This window comes from Microtetraspora fusca (assembly GCF_001570365.1).
Classification (GTDB): Bacteria; Actinomycetota; Actinomycetes; order Streptosporangiales; family Streptosporangiaceae; genus Microtetraspora; species Microtetraspora fusca.
In genome coordinates this window covers 324,425-339,996 of sequence record NZ_BBYK01000043.1, presented here as the reverse complement: position 1 = coordinate 339,996, position 15,572 = coordinate 324,425, and the positions used below count along the sequence as shown (strand labels likewise).

The 15,572-nt window shown below is 73.0% G+C and carries 11 protein-coding genes and 1 pseudogene; 4 read left to right on the top strand and 8 right to left on the bottom strand.

Annotation, left to right across the window (positions count from 1 at the left end; all coding sequences use genetic code 11):
- From AWQ68_RS43525 to AWQ68_RS12500, 3 genes and pseudogenes are all read right to left on the bottom strand, one after another.
- Positions 1–995, bottom strand: a pseudogene (locus AWQ68_RS43525) (hypothetical protein); the annotation flags it as partial.
- Positions 992–1,177 carry a hypothetical protein gene (locus tag AWQ68_RS42305; RefSeq protein ID WP_157545195.1) on the bottom strand — a complete coding sequence of 62 codons (186 nt, stop codon included), beginning with the start codon at positions 1,175–1,177 and terminating at the stop codon, positions 992–994. The pseudogene AWQ68_RS43525 and the gene AWQ68_RS42305, both read right to left, overlap by 4 nt.
- Before the next feature lies 1 nt (position 1,178).
- Positions 1,179–1,724: a YbhB/YbcL family Raf kinase inhibitor-like protein gene (locus AWQ68_RS12500; protein ID WP_066939427.1), complete on the bottom strand. Its 546-nt coding sequence runs from the start codon at positions 1,722–1,724 to the stop codon at positions 1,179–1,181.
- A gap of 243 nt (positions 1,725–1,967) precedes the next feature.
- On the opposite strand from AWQ68_RS12500, the gene AWQ68_RS12495 reads away from it, so the two are divergent.
- Positions 1,968–5,288, top strand: a complete 3,321-nt coding sequence (locus AWQ68_RS12495) for an AfsR/SARP family transcriptional regulator (RefSeq protein WP_066939424.1) — start codon at positions 1,968–1,970, stop codon at positions 5,286–5,288.
- A 17-nt stretch (positions 5,289–5,305) separates the two neighbouring features.
- Here the strand turns inward: AWQ68_RS12495 and AWQ68_RS12490 are convergent, their stop codons facing one another.
- Both AWQ68_RS12490 and AWQ68_RS12485 read right to left on the bottom strand, forming a co-directional pair.
- Positions 5,306–6,118 carry an ABC transporter permease gene (locus AWQ68_RS12490; RefSeq protein ID WP_066939421.1) on the bottom strand — a complete coding sequence of 271 codons (813 nt, stop codon included), beginning with the start codon at positions 6,116–6,118 and terminating at the stop codon, positions 5,306–5,308.
- Entirely contained in the window at positions 6,115–7,152 is a 1,038-nt protein-coding gene (locus AWQ68_RS12485) for an ATP-binding cassette domain-containing protein (RefSeq protein ID WP_084463904.1), read from the bottom strand. Before AWQ68_RS12485 ends, AWQ68_RS12490 begins: the two co-directional genes overlap by 4 nt.
- A 296-nt stretch (positions 7,153–7,448) precedes the next feature.
- On the opposite strand from AWQ68_RS12485, the gene AWQ68_RS12480 reads away from it, so the two are divergent.
- Positions 7,449–8,171 (top strand): AfsR/SARP family transcriptional regulator, encoded by a 723-nt coding sequence (locus AWQ68_RS12480; protein WP_066939419.1) that lies wholly within the window; start codon positions 7,449–7,451, stop codon positions 8,169–8,171.
- 176 nt (positions 8,172–8,347) lie between these two features.
- The gene (locus AWQ68_RS12475) at positions 8,348–8,833 is read left to right on the top strand and encodes a hypothetical protein (RefSeq protein WP_157545192.1); all 486 of its coding nucleotides are present in this window, start codon (positions 8,348–8,350) and stop codon (positions 8,831–8,833) included.
- A gap of 484 nt (positions 8,834–9,317) precedes the next feature.
- Here AWQ68_RS12475 and sepH read toward each other — a convergent pair whose 3' ends face one another.
- The 3 genes from sepH to AWQ68_RS12460 form a co-directional block, all read right to left on the bottom strand.
- Positions 9,318–11,321 carry a septation protein SepH gene (gene sepH, locus AWQ68_RS46140; protein WP_084463903.1) on the bottom strand — a complete coding sequence of 668 codons (2,004 nt, stop codon included), beginning with the start codon at positions 11,319–11,321 and terminating at the stop codon, positions 9,318–9,320.
- 289 nt (positions 11,322–11,610) lie between these two features.
- Positions 11,611–12,888 (bottom strand): D-arabinono-1,4-lactone oxidase, encoded by a 1,278-nt coding sequence (locus AWQ68_RS12465; protein ID WP_066939533.1) that lies wholly within the window; start codon positions 12,886–12,888, stop codon positions 11,611–11,613.
- A 98-nt stretch (positions 12,889–12,986) separates the two neighbouring features.
- Positions 12,987–14,189 carry an MFS transporter gene (locus AWQ68_RS12460; RefSeq protein ID WP_066939414.1) on the bottom strand — a complete coding sequence of 401 codons (1,203 nt, stop codon included), beginning with the start codon at positions 14,187–14,189 and terminating at the stop codon, positions 12,987–12,989.
- A gap of 175 nt (positions 14,190–14,364) precedes the next feature.
- Here AWQ68_RS12460 and AWQ68_RS12455 point away from each other — a divergent pair, with 175 nt between their 5' ends.
- Positions 14,365–15,564, top strand: a complete 1,200-nt coding sequence (locus AWQ68_RS12455; protein WP_066939411.1) for a lytic transglycosylase domain-containing protein — start codon at positions 14,365–14,367, stop codon at positions 15,562–15,564.
- Positions 15,565–15,572 lie beyond the last annotated feature (8 nt).

Genomic DNA, 15,572 nt, shown 5'->3' with positions numbered 1-15,572 from the left:
TGGGGGACGGCGGTGTCGAAGGGGCCGGTCGGGGGGGTGGTGGGGGCGGGGCCGGTGTCGCGGATCGCCTCGAACATCCCGGTCTCGGGGATCACGCTGTCGAACGGGCCGGTCGCCGATGCGGCGGACGGGGCGGGGCCGGTGTCGCGGATCGCCTCGAACATCCCGGTTTCCGGGATCACGTCGTCGAATGGGCCGGTGGCGGGCGGCACGCCGCGTACGGCGCCGAAGGAGCCGCTGCCGCGGGGGGTGTTCAGCGGGTCGGCCGGCGGGGCGGAGAAGGGACCGGTCGGCGAGCCGGCGGGCAGCGGGGCGCCGCGGTCGAGCAGCGGGTCGGGCCGCGAGGCCGGGGCCGGGGCCGGGGCCGGGGTGCCGAGCGCGCCCAGCACGTCGGAGCCCGAGGCGGAGAAGGTCATCGTCTTCTGGTCGGCGAGCGCGGAGGCGGGGGTGGCGCGCAGGGGCTCGACCAGATCGGCCAGCCCGGACGAACCGGAGTGCCGCGGGGCCGGCGCCTGCGGGGCAACGGCCTGGGGCTCGGACGAGGCGGCGACAGGGCGGGACGCGTCCGGCTGTGCGCCCCCGGCGCCGTCGAAGCCGCCCTCGTCGGACCGGACCCGGGTCCAGTAGTCGTCGTCGTAGTCGTCCTGCTCGCCCCACTCGTCCACACCGCGCCGGCCGCGGGCGGCCGCGGGCTGTTTGCCGCGCTGCGCCCCCGGGCGCGAGGCCTGCCGGCCGCCGGGGCGGGGCGCCGGGCGGGAGGCGCGCTGCTGCTTGGCGGTCTGCGGCTCCTCGAACGCGTCGAAACCCTTGGGGAAGCTCTCGAAGAAGGTCTCCTCGGCGGGACGCCGGGGCTTGGGGCCCTTGTTCTCGGCCATGGCCTTCAGCCGCTCGGGCGGGAGCGCGCTCTCCCTGCGGTTCATCGACCGCATGCCCATGGCCACGACCACCAGTACCAAGAGCACGACGGCGACGAGGCCAGAAATGACCGCGATCATAGCACCACCCTCAAGGCCATGGCCTTCCAGCGGCGCCGGTGAGGTCGCGCGGCCATCGACACGACCTGCCCCCTTTGTTCACCTGCGCTCAGCAATTGGATCCGATTCTGCTCGACCACGATGACCGTTGTCACACCCTTGGCGAAGATTGGCGAGGCGCTGCTACCTGCGGTGTTCGGCATGTCACTCGATGTTCGAAGCAGTGAGACGGCCGCGAGCGATGGTGTGGTCGGCGATGTGCTCCAGGGTCTCCCCAAGGGAGGCGCCCTGCTGGAGATCGAGCTTCGCGTCCAAGGCGTACACGGTGAAACGGTAGTTCCCGTTGGGGGCGCACGGAGGCACGTATCCGACTTTTCCGGTCGTCGTCTTGCCCTCTCTCGCGCCTCGGGGGACGCCGTTCTCGGCAAGCTCGGTGGTGTTGGGGTCGATGTTGAACACCACCCAGTGCACCTCCGCTTCACTCCGAGGGCCGTTGTCGTCGACCACCAGGGCCACCGACTTGGCGCCCGACGTACCCGACCAGCGGAGGGGCGGGTTGCCCATCCCTCCGTCGCAGGAGTAGCCGTGCGGCAGGGGGGCGCCGTCGCGGAAACGCGGACTGGACACACTGATCACGTCGAGGTTCCTGGGCGAACCACCGCCCAGGATCCCGCAGCCCGATGCGGTGAGCGCGACCGCCGCGATGGCGACGGCACGCCGCGCGCGTCCTGACTTGTTCGGCGACCCCATGCCCGATGATGCTACGCGGATCTGGACGGTGCACTGACCGGATCGCGCCGATCCGTTCCCCCGGCCGGCTCCGCGCGCGCTCCCGGAGCCCGCGGCCCCCGCCGTTCCGGACGGGGTGCGAAGTGAGGCCCCGGCCGTGGTCACCGCTGGTACGGCGGTCGCACCTCTCGTCCGAGCGTCGTACGGGGGACGGGCCCGCGGTCCGATGGCTCGCCGGCTCCGGAAGACACGGATAATCGAGGCATGGCGGGGACGGAACGGGACACAGGCTTAAGTTTCTCCGTCCTCGGCCCTCTCGAGGTCCGGCAGGACGGCCGGCTGATCGAGATCGGCGGGCAGCGATTGCGGGCCCTGCTGACGGCGCTGCTGCTCGACGCAGGCCGGGCCGTCCCGGTCGACGCGCTCGTCGCGAGGGTGTGGGAGGACAGTCCCCCGAACGGTGTCGGCAACGCGCTCCAGGCCCTGGTCTCCCGGCTCCGCGCCGCGATCGACCGCGAGCTGGTGGTCGCCCACCCGTCCGGATATCGGCTGGCCGTCTCGCCCGAACTGGTCGACGTCCACGTGTTCACCCGGCTGTGCGGGGAGGGCGGCCGGGCGCTGGCCTCGGGCGACGCCCCCGCCGCCGCGCGCACCCTGCGGGACGCACTCGCGCTCTGGCGCGGCCCCGCGCTTCCCGACCTGCCGGACGGTGCGCCGGAGGCGGCGCGGCTCGACGACCTGCGGATCGCCGCGACCGAGGACCGGATCGACGCCGACCTCGCCCTGGGACGGCACGCCGAGGTGTTGCCGGAGCTGCGCGCCCTCATCACGGCGCACCCCCTGCGCGAACGGCTGCGCGGCCAGTTCATGCGGGCCCTCTACGCCTCCGGACGCCAGGTCGAGGCGCTCGCCGCCTACGAGGAGGCCCGGGCCGCCTTCGCCGACCTGCTCGGAGCCGATCCCTCGCCCCGGCTCGCCGAACTGCACCTCGCCGTGCTGCGCCGCGACCCCCTCCCACACATCGGGTCCGCCCCGGCCGTCCCGGGGGAGGAGCGGCCCGCTGCTGTCCACACGCGCGTCACCGCCGCCCCGGAATCGGCTGCCCCGGAGTCGGCTGCCCCGGAGTACGCCGCCCGGGAGCCGGCCGTCATCCCGGAATCGCCCGTCGCCGACGAGCGGCCCCGCCCCGCGCCTGCCGCGCGCAAGGGCAACCTGCGGGCCAGGCTGACGAGCTTCGTCGGACGTGAGACGGACGTCGAGCGCGTGGGCGGCCTCCTGGACGCGCACCGGCTGCTGACCCTCCTCGGTCCCGGTGGGGCGGGCAAGACACGGCTCGCCGTCGAAACCGCCGAGCGGCTCTCCTCCGGCGTGCCGGACGGCGCCTGGCTGGTCGAGCTGGCGTCGCTGCGCGACCCCGACGAGATCGCGCAGACGATGCTCACCTCGCTCGGCCTGAGGGACGCGAGCCTGATGACCAGGCGGCCGGGCACCGGGCCGCACGGCGAGGCCGACCCCACCGAGCGGCTGGCCGCCCTCCTCGCGGGCCGCCGTGCGCTGATCGTCCTGGACAACTGCGAGCACCTGATCGAGCCGGCCGCGGTCCTGGTGGACCGGCTGCTGGCCGACTGCCCGGACATCCGCGTCCTCGCCACCAGCCGGGAGCCGCTCGGCATCACCGGCGAGGTGCTGTGGCCGGTGCGCCCGCTCGACCTCGATCCCGCGGTACGGCTGTTCGCCGACCGCGCCACGGCCGCCAGGCCGGGATACGCGGTGGACGGGGAGCGCCCGATGATCGAGCGCATCTGCCGGGAGCTGGACGGGATGCCCCTCGCGATCGAGCTGGCCGCGGCCCGGCTGCGCACCCTCTCGGCCGGGCAGATCGCCGACCGCCTCGACGACCGGTTCCGCCTGCTCACCAGCGGGAGCCGTACGGCGCTGCCGAGGCACCAGACGCTGCGTGCCGTGGTCGAGTGGAGCTGGGAGCTGCTGGACGAGGACGAGCGGCGGCTCGCCGCGCGGCTGTCGGTCTTCGCGGGCGGGGCGACCCTGGAGAGCGCCGAGCGCGTCTGCGCGGGGCCGGGCGCGTCGGGCTGGACCGTCGACCTGCTCGGGCACCTGGTGGACAAGTCCCTCGTCGTCTACGACGACGGCGGCTATCACATGCTGGAGACGATCAGGGCGTACGCCGCCGAGCGGCTCGCCGAGTCGGGCGAGGAGCGACGGGTGCGGCTGGCGCACGCGGAGTTCTTCACCGAACTGGCCGAGACGGCCGACTCGCGGTTGCGCGGGCCGGACCAGGTCGGGTGGCTGGCCCGGCTGGCGGCCGAGCAGGACAACCTGTCGGCCGCGCTGCGCTGGGCGATCGACGAGGGCGAGGCCGACCTGGCGATCCGGCTGGTCGGCGCGCTCGGCTGGTACTGGTGGCTGGCCGGACGCCGGGTGGAGGGCGCGGCGCGGACCGCCGAAGTGCTCCGGATCGTCCCCGAGGACGCCGACCCGGCCAAGCGGGCGCTGCTGCTCGCGGTCTACGGCGTGACCGCGCTGGGCGGCTCCGCCGACTGGGAGCGCGCGCGGGAGGCCCTCGAAGGCGTCGGCTCGCTGGTCGAGCTGCTCGCGCCCAGTAGTCCCCTGCACCCGATCGTCGCGCTGGCCCGGCCGGTGCTGAGCCTCTTCCTCCGCCACGCCGACACCATGGACCGCCACCTCGCCGAGCTGTTCGCCGCGCCGGATCCGTGGCTGGTCGCCGCGGCGCACCTGTTCCGGGGGCATCTGCACTTCAACAGCGGCCGGGTCCCCCAGGGGGAGGCCGACGTGGCGGCCGCGCTTGCGGGGTTCCGCCTGGCCGGTGACCGCTGGGGCATCGCCAACTCGCTGTCCGCGCTGGCCGAGGCCAAGGTCATGCGCGGGGACAACGCCGGAGCGATCTCGATCATGCGCGAGGCCATCGCGTACGTCGACGAGATCGGCGCCTCCGACGACACCCCGCACATGCGGAGCCGGCTGGCGATGGCCCTCAACGCGGCCGGGGACCGCGCGGGGGCGCACATGGTGATCGACGAGGCGGAGCGCATCTGCGTCGCGGGGGACGACCCGGTCGGCCTGGCGGGCCTGGAACTCGTCAGAGGGGAGTTCGCGCGGGAGGACGGCGACCTCGACCTCGCCCGGAGGCACTACGCCGCGGCGTCCCGGCAGATCGACGGGCCGGTCGTCCATCCGCCGCAGTACCGCGCGCTGGTGCATGCGTCCCTCGGCCTGCTCGCGGAGCAGGAGGGCGACGCGGCCCGCGCGCGCCGGATGCACGCCGCGGCCCTGGAGGCGGCCGTCACCGCCGAAGACGGTCCGATCATCGGACATGTGCTCATCGCCAGGGCGGGGCTGGCGCTGCTCGACGGCGAGCCGGAGCTGGCCGCCCGCCTCCTCGGATCCGCCGCGGCGATGCGCGGCGTGGACGAGGTGGTCGCCTTCGACCACAGCCGCATCACCGCCGCCGCGCGGGCCGCGCTCGGACCCGAGGGGTTCTCCCGGGCCTACGAGCGCGGCCGGGCGACGCCGCTGGACGACATGCTCGCCGCCGCCTCCGGCTGAGAGCCCGCGCGGCCGGGTCACGTACGGTTGCGGAACGCGCGGATCGACAGCGGGGCGAACACCACCGCGAGCCCGGCCGCCCACAGCAGGGACACGGTCGCGCTGGAGGCGACCGGACCGCCGCTGAGGAGCCCGCGCACCGCGTCGGCCAGGTGGCTGACCGGGTTGATCTCCGCCCACTTCTGCAGCCAGCTCGGCATGGTGGCGGTCGGCACGAACGCGTTGCTGGTGAAGGTGATCGGCATCATCAGCGAGAAGGCCATGATCTGCACCTTCTCCTGGTTCTCCGCGGTCAGCCCGATGAGCACCGCCGGCCAGGACATGGCCAGCGCGAACGCGAGCAGCAGCGCCAGCGCGCCGATGACGCCGAACACGCCGGTGTGGACGCGGAACCCGAGCACCATGCCGAGGCCGAGGAACAGCGCGAACGCCCACACCTGCTTCAGCGTGTCCGCGACGATGCGCCCGGTGAGCGGCGCCGACCGGGCGATCGGCAGGCTCCGCAGCCGGTCGAACACGCCCTTGGTGATGTCGGTGTTGAGCCCGATCGCCGTCGTCAGGCTGGCGAACAGCATGTTCTGCGCGATCAGGCCCGGCAGGGAGAACTGCAGGTAGTCACCGGTGGAGCCGGCGATCGCCCCGCCGAACACGTATGTGAACAGCAGCAGGAACATGATCGGCTGGACGCTCAGGTCCAGGAGCTCCATCGGGTTGTGCTTGATCTGCACGAGGCTGCGCCACGCCAGGGTGGCCGTGTGGCGCATGGTCGCCGCGACCCCCGGCCGCGCCGAGACGGTGACCCCCGGAGCCGCCGGGCTGATGGCCGTCATATCGCGACCTCCCTCTTCCTCGCGGTGCCGTTCCGCGTGTCGTCGTGGGCGCCGGCCCTGCTGCCGGGGCCGTCGCCGGGCCGGTCGCCGGCGCTTTCGGATTCTTCGGCGCGGTGGCCGGTCAGGGCGAGGAAGACCTCATCGAGGCTGGACTTGCGCAGCGACAGCTCGGCCGCGACCACGCCCAGATCGTCCAGGCGGCGCACGATGGAGGGCACCAGCGCGGGATCCCGTACGCTGCCGGAGACCAGGCCGCCGGCGACCTCGGGCGCGGCGCCGAGCACGTCGCCCACCACGCTCGCGACCACGTCCAGATGGGACGGCAGCAGCGGCCGCACCTCGAGCACCTGGGCGCCGGTGGTGGCCTTGAGCTCGTCGGAGGTGCCGCTCGCGATGACCTTGCCGTGGTCGAACACCACGATGTCGTCGGCGAGCTGGTCGGCCTCCTCCAGGTATTGCGTGGTGAGCAGCACCGTCACCCCGTCGTCCCGCAGGCCGCGCACGACCGCCCACAGGTCCGCCCGGCTGCGCGGGTCGAGGCCGGTGGTCGGCTCGTCCAGGAACAGCAACTGGGGGCGCCCGACGAGGCTCGCGGCGAGGTCCAGCCTGCGCCGCATCCCCCCGGAGTACGTCTTGGCGGCACGGCCGCCCGCCTCGGTCAGGTTGAACCGGGCGAGCAACTCGGCGGCGCGCCGGCGGGCCTCGGCCCGCGGCATCTCGAGCAGCCGGCCGATCATAACGAGGTTCTCCACGCCGGTCAGCGTCTCGTCGACCGCGGCGTACTGCCCGGTCAGGCCGATCAGCGACCGCACCTGGTGGGCCTGCCTGACGACGTCGTAGCCGCCGACCCGGGCACGGCCACCGTCGGGCCGCAGCAGGGTGGCGAGGACGCGCACAGCGGTGGTCTTCCCCGCGCCGTTGGGCCCGAGGACCCCGAGCAGTCGGCCGCGCGGCACCTCGAGATCCACACCGTCCAGGGCCCGCGTCTCGCCATAGCGCTTGGCCAGTCCCTCGGCCTGAATCGCGTAGGTCATGATCTCTCTTCTCGTCGGTGTCGGCTCCACTCTGGAGGACGCCACTGACATTTCGCTGATCTCTCCGGCCGGGCGCTGACATATCGCTGATGACGCGCTGAGACGCGGGCAGAGGTGCGCCGTGACCTGGGCTGACGACCGATTGGCAGCTCGTTATCCACCCATTCGGTGAAGAATCACAGCGATTTACCACACATCGGGTACCTAGAGGAGGGAAGCGCGGCGGAGCCGCCGGTCGAGATCCTTTTTCCATCTTTTTCCTACGCGAGTCGTTTCCCACGCGAGGCGGGAGGATCATGGAGAGCAACGACTGGAGTGCTTTGCGGATCACTCTTCTCGGCGGTTTCCGGCTGCTCGCCGGAGGCGATCAGGTGGCCGTCTCCGGCGGCGCCGAGCGGCTCCTCTCGTTCATCGCCCTCTGCGGCCAGTCCGTGCCCCGCGCGCTGATGGCGGGCAGGCTGTGGCCGGACGCCTCGGAGCGGAGGGCGCACGCGAGCCTGCGGTCGGCCCTCGCCCGCCTGGACGGCGTCGGCCGCCGCATTCTCGACATCGGCGCGACCGATGTACGGCTGAGCCCCGCCGCCCGTGTGGACGTCGACGAGGCGCGGGCCCTGGCCCGGCGCATCCTCGACCGGACCACCCCGACCGCCGAGCGGGATCTGAGCGCCGACGCCGTCGTGACGCTCTCGGCCGACCTGCTGCCCGGCTGGTACGACGACTGGGTGATCCTCGAGGCGGAGGAGTGGCATCGGCTCCGCGTCCACGCTCTGGAGGCGCTCGTGGACGACTTCATCGCGGCAGGGAGGTTCGCCGACGCGGTCTCCGCCGCGTGCCTCGCCGTACGGGCCGAGCCGTTGCGGGAGAGCGCCCACGCCGCGCTGATCCGCGCGCACCTGGCCGAGGGGAACCAGGCCGAGGCGCTGCGCGACTACCAGCGCTGCGCCGGCCTCCTGCACGCCGAGCTGCGGATCCGGCCCTCACCGCGTCTTCGCGAGCTGGTCGCCGGCCTGCGGCCGTGACACCGTGAGCCCCCGGATCGCGGCAGGTGGCGCCGGAGGGGAAGCGGTCACGCCCGCGTCACGTCGGTGTCGCGGCGCCGTCGCGCGACTCCAGTCACGATGCGAGGTGACCGTTAGTCGCGCCCACCCTCCGGCCGGGCGGTCGCCGGGTGGCCCGATGGAGAAAGGAGACGGCCATGCGACGCACAGGACGTGCGATGTTGCTCGGCTCGGCCCTCCTGACAACCCTCGCACTCAGTCCGGGCGGGGTCTCCCACGCCTCGGCCACCCCCACCCAGGCGACCCTGAGCATGTCGCACCACTCGGCGTTCAGCCGGGACGACTACAAGAAGGGCTTCCGCGACGGGTACAAGGACGGCCACGCCGACTGCAAGGCCGGCAAGGAGATGAAGAAGGGCATGCAGGGCGCCGCCGGAGAGGACGACTACGAGCGCGGCTACTCCGACGGCTACGACAAGGGCTTCCACAGCTGCAAGCGGATGCACAAGGAGAAGAAGATGCACCGCATGCACGAGGAGCGGATGCGCCGGATGCATGAGGAGCGCATGCACCGTATGCACATGGAGAAGATGCACCGCATGCACGAGGAGCGCATGCGCCGGATGCACGAGGAGCGCATGCACACGGAGAAGATGCAGCGGATGCACCAGTCGCAGCAGTGATCCGGCCGCCTCGCCACCGGCCTGCGGGCCGGACGAACGGCGATGCACAGGGGGCGTGGTCGCGCACCACGCCCCCGATCGCTGCGCTCTCTGGAACGCGTCGGGATGTCCCGGGCCTGACGGATCCGTCTGTGGGCCGCATCGTCGGTCCTGACGCGGTTTCGCGGGTTGGAAGGGGCGCCGTCGCGGCGCTGGGCTGGTCAGGAGCAGAGGGCAGAGAGCGGGCCGCGCCCCGGGATGCCGGGCGATGCGACAGCCGGTCGGCGGGACGTCTGGGGGAGCGGGGCGGTGCCGCGTCGTGATCGACGGCCTGACAGCCGATCAGCGGAGCTTCGGATGAGGGCGTTCATGCAGCGGAACAGTCGGCCGGGGGGAGACCCGAGCAGCCGGAGCCACATGGTGTGACGTGCCGGTGGAGCGGCCGGAAGCCGGCCGTCCGCGAGACGCGGGGGGAGACGGGCGCGGGCGCCCCGTCAGGAGCGGATCATTCCTGCTTACGGGCGCCGAACATGATCTCGTCCCACGTGGGGACGGAGGCACGCCGCCCGCGCGACTTGCGGGGCCGGGCCGGAGCGGGCTTGGGAGTGGGTGGCGCCGGCGGCTCGGGCTTCGGCTCCTTCGCCGCGCCCTCCCTGCCCGCGCTCTTGCCCGAAGCGGCGGCAGCGGGCGCGGCGGGCGGTGCGGCGCGCTCCTCGCTGACCCGCGCGGCGGGCACGGCGACGGCCTCCTTGGCCTTGCCGGGCTCGTCCTCCGCGGGCGCGGGTCCGGCGGCGGGCTCGGCGGCCGGTCCGGTCGCGGGCGCGTCAGCAGGGGCCTCGACCGGCTTGGCTGCGGGGGCGTCAGCAGGGGCCTCGACCGGCTTGGTCGCGGGGGCGTCAGCAGGGGCCTCGGCCCGCTCGGCGGGCATGGGCTGCTGGGCGGCGGGCGGCGCGGCCTCGCTCTCCGGGGTGCCCCCGGCGTCCGCCACGGCCGCAGGCTCGGGCGCGGTCGGCTCCGAAGGCACCGCGTCGCTCACGGGCGCGGTCGCTTCAGCGGACACGTCTACCGCGCCCCCCGAAGCCGCGGCCTCCACGGCCGTGCCCTCCGAAACCCTGCCGTCCGAAGCTGTGCCGTCCGAAGCTGTGCCTTCCGAGATCGTGGCCTCCGGCACCGGGGAGTCCGATGCCGTCGCGGCCTCGATCGCCTCCGCGGCGGCGGCCACAAACGAGGTGGCCTCGTCCTGCCGCTCGGGTGGCACGGGAGCCACCGGGACGTCGTCGGTCGCCGGCGTGGCGGTGTCCTGTACCGAGGCACTCTCCGCGGCGCCTGCCGGGCCGGCGGCCTCGACGATCGCGTCGGTGGCCGCCTCAGGCTCGATGGACGCCCCAACGTCCACGGAGGGCGCGTCCGGCGCGCTCTCCGGCACCACGAGCCGTTCCTCGGCGCGCGGTGTCTCCTCGACCACGGGCTCGCCCACCGGGTCGCCGGGACTCGCCGGGGACGTGGCGTCCCGGACGCCGGGCAGGGGCGAGGGGGAGGCGCTCGGCGGCGGCGCGCCGCCGTGGACGGGCGCGGGTCCGGTCACCCGGACCGAGGGCCGCGTCTCGGCCTCCGGCAGGGCCGCCTCCTGGGCGGGCTCGCGCAGGTGGAACGCCGTCTCCCGGCTCGGCTCGGGACGGAAGACCGGACGGCCCGGGACCAGCGGGGTCTCGGGCAGGTACGCCGTCTCGGCGGCCGGACGAGCCGCGGGCTCGTCGCGGACCGGCTCGTCCCGGCGGGCGGGCTCGGGCCGTACGGACGGGAAGTCGGGCTCCGCGCGGCCGGCGCGGATCGAGAGCGGGCCCTCGGGCAGCGGAGGGACGGGCGCGAGCTTGGACGCCAGGCGGGGCAGGAACGGCCGCACCGTCGTGTCCTCAACTGGGACGGGCTCGACGTACTCGGCGGCGGACAGGCGCATGGCCTCGTCGTCGTTGGGCGTGATGTGGCGGCGGCGCGGGTCGAACAGCCACTCCGCGTGCCGGGTGTGACCGTTCCAGACGAAGCCGAGCTTCACCCGCCAGAGGTTGTCGTCGCGCTTGCACGAGTCCCAGTCGATCTCGTCGGCGGGCACGCCGCGCCGGGTCAGCCGCTCCGCGACCAGCTCGCCGAGGGTGGGGCCGGGCGTGGTCTCGCCGGGAAGGCGCACCGCGACCCGCTGCGCCTGCTGGGCCATGTACTCGCGCTCCTGCAGCACGGGCCCCTCGAACCAGCGGACACGTTCGACCGGGATGCCGGCGGTCGCCGCGATCTCCTCCGCCGACTCTCCGGCGCGGATGCGAGCCTGGATCTCCTTGGGACGCAACGGACTCTCCACTTCGATCTCGTACTGGCCGAGACGGGAGAAGTTGCCGCGGACGGCAGCGCGGAGCCGGTCGTCGACGGGAAGCGTGAACCGCGTACCGCGTCCGGCAGTCGCCAGAACGAGGTAGGTGCCGTCCTCACTTACCGCGACGAGACGGAGCTCCTGCATGCGAGTCCCTTCGTCGTCGTGCTCAATCTTCCCCCGGACCCTTGAGTTTCTCGCGTGAGCCGGTTGCCTTCCAGCACCGTACCCGGCATGTCCGAACATCGCCTTCCCCAGGGGCGTGGCAGGCGACATGACGCCAGTCACATTTGTCGCATTCACCTTTCTACAGCGTGGCGGGATTGAGCAAGCGGTTCTTGTCCCTCCGAGGATTCCGGCGAGTCGCGCCGGGACCCGCGTGAGCACGGAGCGGGGCCGCCGGCGGAGTCTCGGACGTCGTCAAGACGCCATGGTGTCAGCCCAGGACGACGTCCAGGTAGTCGTTTGTGAAGACCCGCTGGGGGTCGAGCTCGTCGCGCAGCGCCACGAAGTCGGCGAACTTCGGATAGACAGTGGCGAGGTAGGCGGCGTCCCTGGTGTGGAGCTTGCCCCAGTGGGGACGGCCGCCGAACCTGGTCATGATCTCTTCGACGCCCTCGAAGTACCCGGGGTTCGGCGTCGGACGGTAGACGTGGCAGGCGATGTACGCGCTGGGCCTGCCGTACGCGGTGGACAGCCAGGCGTCCGACGGCGGGGTCACCCTGACCTCGACGGGGAAGGTGATCTTCCAGTCCATGCGCTCGATGAGGTCGCGGGTCTCGCGCAGGGCCTGGGTCAGGTTTTCGCGCGGGATCGCGTACTCCATCTCCAGGAAGCGCACCTCCCGCACCGAGTTGAAGATCTTGTACGACGTGTCGACGGACTCGGACGCGCCGAGCAGGCTCGCGGAGATCCCGTTGATGCGCGGGATCGCGCCGGGGATCTTCGCGCCGACCGCGCAGGCCGCGCCGAAGATCGTGTTCTCCAGGAAGACGTTGTCGAGCCAGTGCTTGAACGGGGCGGTGGGCCGGGCCGGGCCGGGGGAGCGGTTGTTGCGCTTGGCCAGGCAGGTGTCGGTGTGCGGCAGCCAGAAGAAGTCGAGGTGCTCGTTCTCGGCGGTCAGCTCGTCCAGGGTCTCCAGGATGCCGCTGAACGGCAGCGGCTCGCGGCGGCTGTGCAGCAGGAACGACGGCTCCACCCGGAACGTGACGGCGGTGAGGATGCCGAGCGCGCCGAGGCCCACGCGGGCCGAGTCGAACAGCGGGCCCTCGCTGACGGTGGTGGTCGTCCCGTCGGCGAGCACGATCTCCAGTTCGATGACCTGGTCGGCGAGGCCGCCGATGTCCCGTCCGGTCCCGTGGGTGCCGGTCTGGATCGCGCCCGCGATGGTCTGCGCGGTGATGTCGCCCATGTTGGCGAGCGCGAGGCCGCGCCGGTGCAGCTCGTCGTTGACGACGTGCAGGGGGGTGCCCGCGGCGACCTTGGCCCAGTCGTCACCGGTCTCGATCACGCCGGTGAGCGCGTTCGGCCGCAGCATGATGCCGTCGACCAGGGCGATGCCGGTGAAGGAGTGCCCGGTGCCCGTCATGCGGACCCTGCGGCCGCTCCGCGCGGCGTCCCGTACGGCTTCGGCCACCTCGGCCGCGGACGCGGGCGTCCTGATCTCGGCGGGGGTGGCGGACTGGTTGCCGGCCCAGTTGCGGAACTCGTTCATGACCATCCAAGCCCACGTTTTCGGAGAGAACATGAACGATACTCATGAAACCGGCGTCGAATCCAGAGTCCGGGACCGGGAACCTGCCGACGCCCCCCTCAGGCGGCGTCGTTCCCGGCGGTCTCGGGCGTGCGCAGCCAGGCCGACCCGACGAGGCCCACGGCGACGGCCAGCAGCGCGCAGATGAGCGGGAAGCCGTACGCGTTGGAGGCGCCGTAGCTGTCGGTGAGCCGCCCGCCGGCCCACGCGCCGATCGCCACGCCGAACCCGAGCGACGTGGACAGCCACGCCATGCCCTCGGTGAGCTGCCCCGCCGGGACCATCCGCTCGACCAGGGAGAACCCGGTGATCAGCGTGGGCGAGATCGCCAGCCCGGCGAAGAACAGGGCGACCGCCATCGTCGGGACATTGCCCATCAGGATGAGCGGGGTCAGCCCCACGACGAACACCCCGAGCCCGCGCACCAGTCGCCGGCGCAGGTCGATCTTCCAGTGGCGCGAGCCGTACCAGAGGCCGGAGATCATGCTGCCGCTCGCGACCGAGGCGAGCAGCAGGCCCGCCACCGCCTTGGCGCCGTGCTCCTCGGCGAACGCGACGGTGACGATGTCCACCGAGCCGAAGACCGAGCCGACGGCGAGGAACACCACCGTGAGCAGCGCGACCCCCGGGATCGCGATCGGCGACCCCGTGTGCGCGCGGTTCGGCACGGCCGGCGGCTCGGTACTGCGGAGCGCGGCGAACGCCAGGGTGCCGCCCACGGCGAGCAGGATGGCGACGACGAGCCCGACATAGACGTTGACGCCGGTGGCCAGCGCCGTGACGAAGGCCGGGCCCGCCACGAAGATCGCCTCGTCGGCCACGCTCTCGAACGAGAACGCGGTGTGCAGCTTCGCGGGGTCGTCGAGCACGTGCGACCACCGGGCCCGGACCATCGATCCGAGCGAGGTGGCGGCCCCGCCGACGACGAATGCGGTCGCGTAGAGGGTCCAGGTGGGCGCCTTGACGTGCGCGCACAGCATGAGCGCGACGAGCGCGGCGCCGTGCAGGAAGACGAGCGGGACGAGCACCTTGCCCTGGCCGTACCGGTCCACGAGCCGGCCCGACAGCGGCGCGGCCAGCGCGAACGCCACCGACTCGACCGCCGAGACCGCGCCCGCCGTGGCGTAGGAGCCGGTCAGCTCCGAGACCAGCAGGATGATGCCGATGCCCAGCATGGACATCGGGATGCGGCCGATGAATCCCGCGATGACGAAGCCCTTGACTCCAGGCGTGCCGAAGAGCCCGCGGTACGGCCCCACCATGTCGATTTCCCCTCGCACTCCGTGCGTCCGGGCACCTCGATGCGATCGGTGCGGCCGCGGCTCCCCCGCTCGCGGCACGCGGACGTGCACTTATCCTGCCAGACCATGTCCTACCGGCTGACCGGTTGGCAAGTGATTTCTCGATCTACGCCCCGAAGCGACTAGCCTGAGCCGGGTGCGCCGTGTTCCCTGGTTCGCCGCACTACGTGTGCTTCTGGTGGGGCTGACGGCCCTGGTGGCGGTCGGCGCCGCCGTGCTGTACGCCAAGGGCGAGGACGGCGGCCGCGAGGACAGCGTCAGGCACCGGCTCGCGGGCACCGAGAGATCGACCCCCGGCCCCGGCCCCGCGCTTCCCACCGGCTCCCCGGTGCTGGCGGAGGCGGAGGTCCGGGCCACCCGGCCGCAGCTCATGGCGATCACCACGTCGTCCGTGCCGGACGAGACCGTGCGCAGGATCGCCGGCCTCAAGGGCGTGCGGACGGCCGCCGCCGTGGACGGGGGGACCATCCGCATCGCGGGCAACCCGTTGCAGCTGCTCGCCGTCGATCCGGCGACCTTCCGTTCCTGGACGCCGCAGCCGGTGGCGGAGCACCCCGAGGTGTGGAGCGCGCTGAGCCGGGGCGAGCTGGTGGCCGACGCGGAGACGGCCCGGCGGCTCGGCATGAACCTCGGCGCGCAGTACCAGATCGACGGCGGCCCCCGGGTGCGCCTCGCCGCCTCCGCCGCGCTCGGGCTGCCCGCCGTGGACGGGCTGATCAGCGCGGACCTGGGACGGACCTTCGGGTTCTCCCAGGACGTGATCGTCCTGATCCACGGAGACTCGCCGGACGCCCGCCGGGTGAAGCGCGTGCTCGGAGCGAAGGCGCACGTCCTCGCCGTACAGGCCGAAAAGAAAGAAAAGAGGGAGAAGGCCGGGAAGACCGCGAAGACCGGCGGGAAGACCGGAGGCGGGACGAAGCCGAGCGGCGGCGGGACCGGGCAGGGACTCGTGGGACGGCCGGCGAGCTATCTGGAGCTCTACCGGCGCTCGGCCGGGGTGTGCCCCGGGCTGTCCTGGTCCGTGCTCGCCGCGATCGGGCAGGTGGAGAGCGGGCACGGGCGCAACAACGGCCCCTCCTCGGCGGGCGCGCTCGGCCCGATGCAGTTCATGCCCGCCACCTGGAAGACGTACGGCGTGGACGGCGACGGCGACGGAAAGGCCGACATCTGGAGCGCGTACGACGCCGTCCCGTCGGCGGCCAAGTACCTCTGCGCCAACGGGGCCGCCCAGGGCGGGGAGAAGCTCAGGAAGGCCGTCTGGTTCTACAACCACTCCTGGGACTACGTGAACCGGGTCCTCGGCCTCGCCGAGGCGTACGCGCGGGCCTACGACTGACCGGGGCC

Bases quoted from the DNA above. Each gene is read 5' to 3' on its own strand.
- AWQ68_RS42305 (WP_157545195.1), bottom strand. From the start codon at position 1,177: ATGCCGAACACCGCAGGTAGCAGCGCCTCGCCAATCTTCGCCAAGGGT.
- AWQ68_RS12500 (WP_066939427.1), bottom strand. From the start codon at position 1,724: ATGGGGTCGCCGAACAAGTCAGGACGCGCGCGGCGTGCCGTCGCCATC.
- AWQ68_RS12495 (WP_066939424.1), top strand. From the start codon at position 1,968: ATGGCGGGGACGGAACGGGACACAGGCTTAAGTTTCTCCGTCCTCGGC.
- AWQ68_RS12490 (WP_066939421.1), bottom strand. From the start codon at position 6,118: ATGACGGCCATCAGCCCGGCGGCTCCGGGGGTCACCGTCTCGGCGCGG.
- AWQ68_RS12485 (WP_084463904.1), bottom strand. From the start codon at position 7,152: ATGACCTACGCGATTCAGGCCGAGGGACTGGCCAAGCGCTATGGCGAG.
- AWQ68_RS12480 (WP_066939419.1), top strand. From the start codon at position 7,449: ATGGAGAGCAACGACTGGAGTGCTTTGCGGATCACTCTTCTCGGCGGT.
- AWQ68_RS12475 (WP_157545192.1), top strand. From the start codon at position 8,348: ATGCGACGCACAGGACGTGCGATGTTGCTCGGCTCGGCCCTCCTGACA.
- sepH (WP_084463903.1), bottom strand. From the start codon at position 11,321: ATGCAGGAGCTCCGTCTCGTCGCGGTAAGTGAGGACGGCACCTACCTC.
- AWQ68_RS12465 (WP_066939533.1), bottom strand. From the start codon at position 12,888: ATGAACGAGTTCCGCAACTGGGCCGGCAACCAGTCCGCCACCCCCGCC.
- AWQ68_RS12460 (WP_066939414.1), bottom strand. From the start codon at position 14,189: ATGGTGGGGCCGTACCGCGGGCTCTTCGGCACGCCTGGAGTCAAGGGC.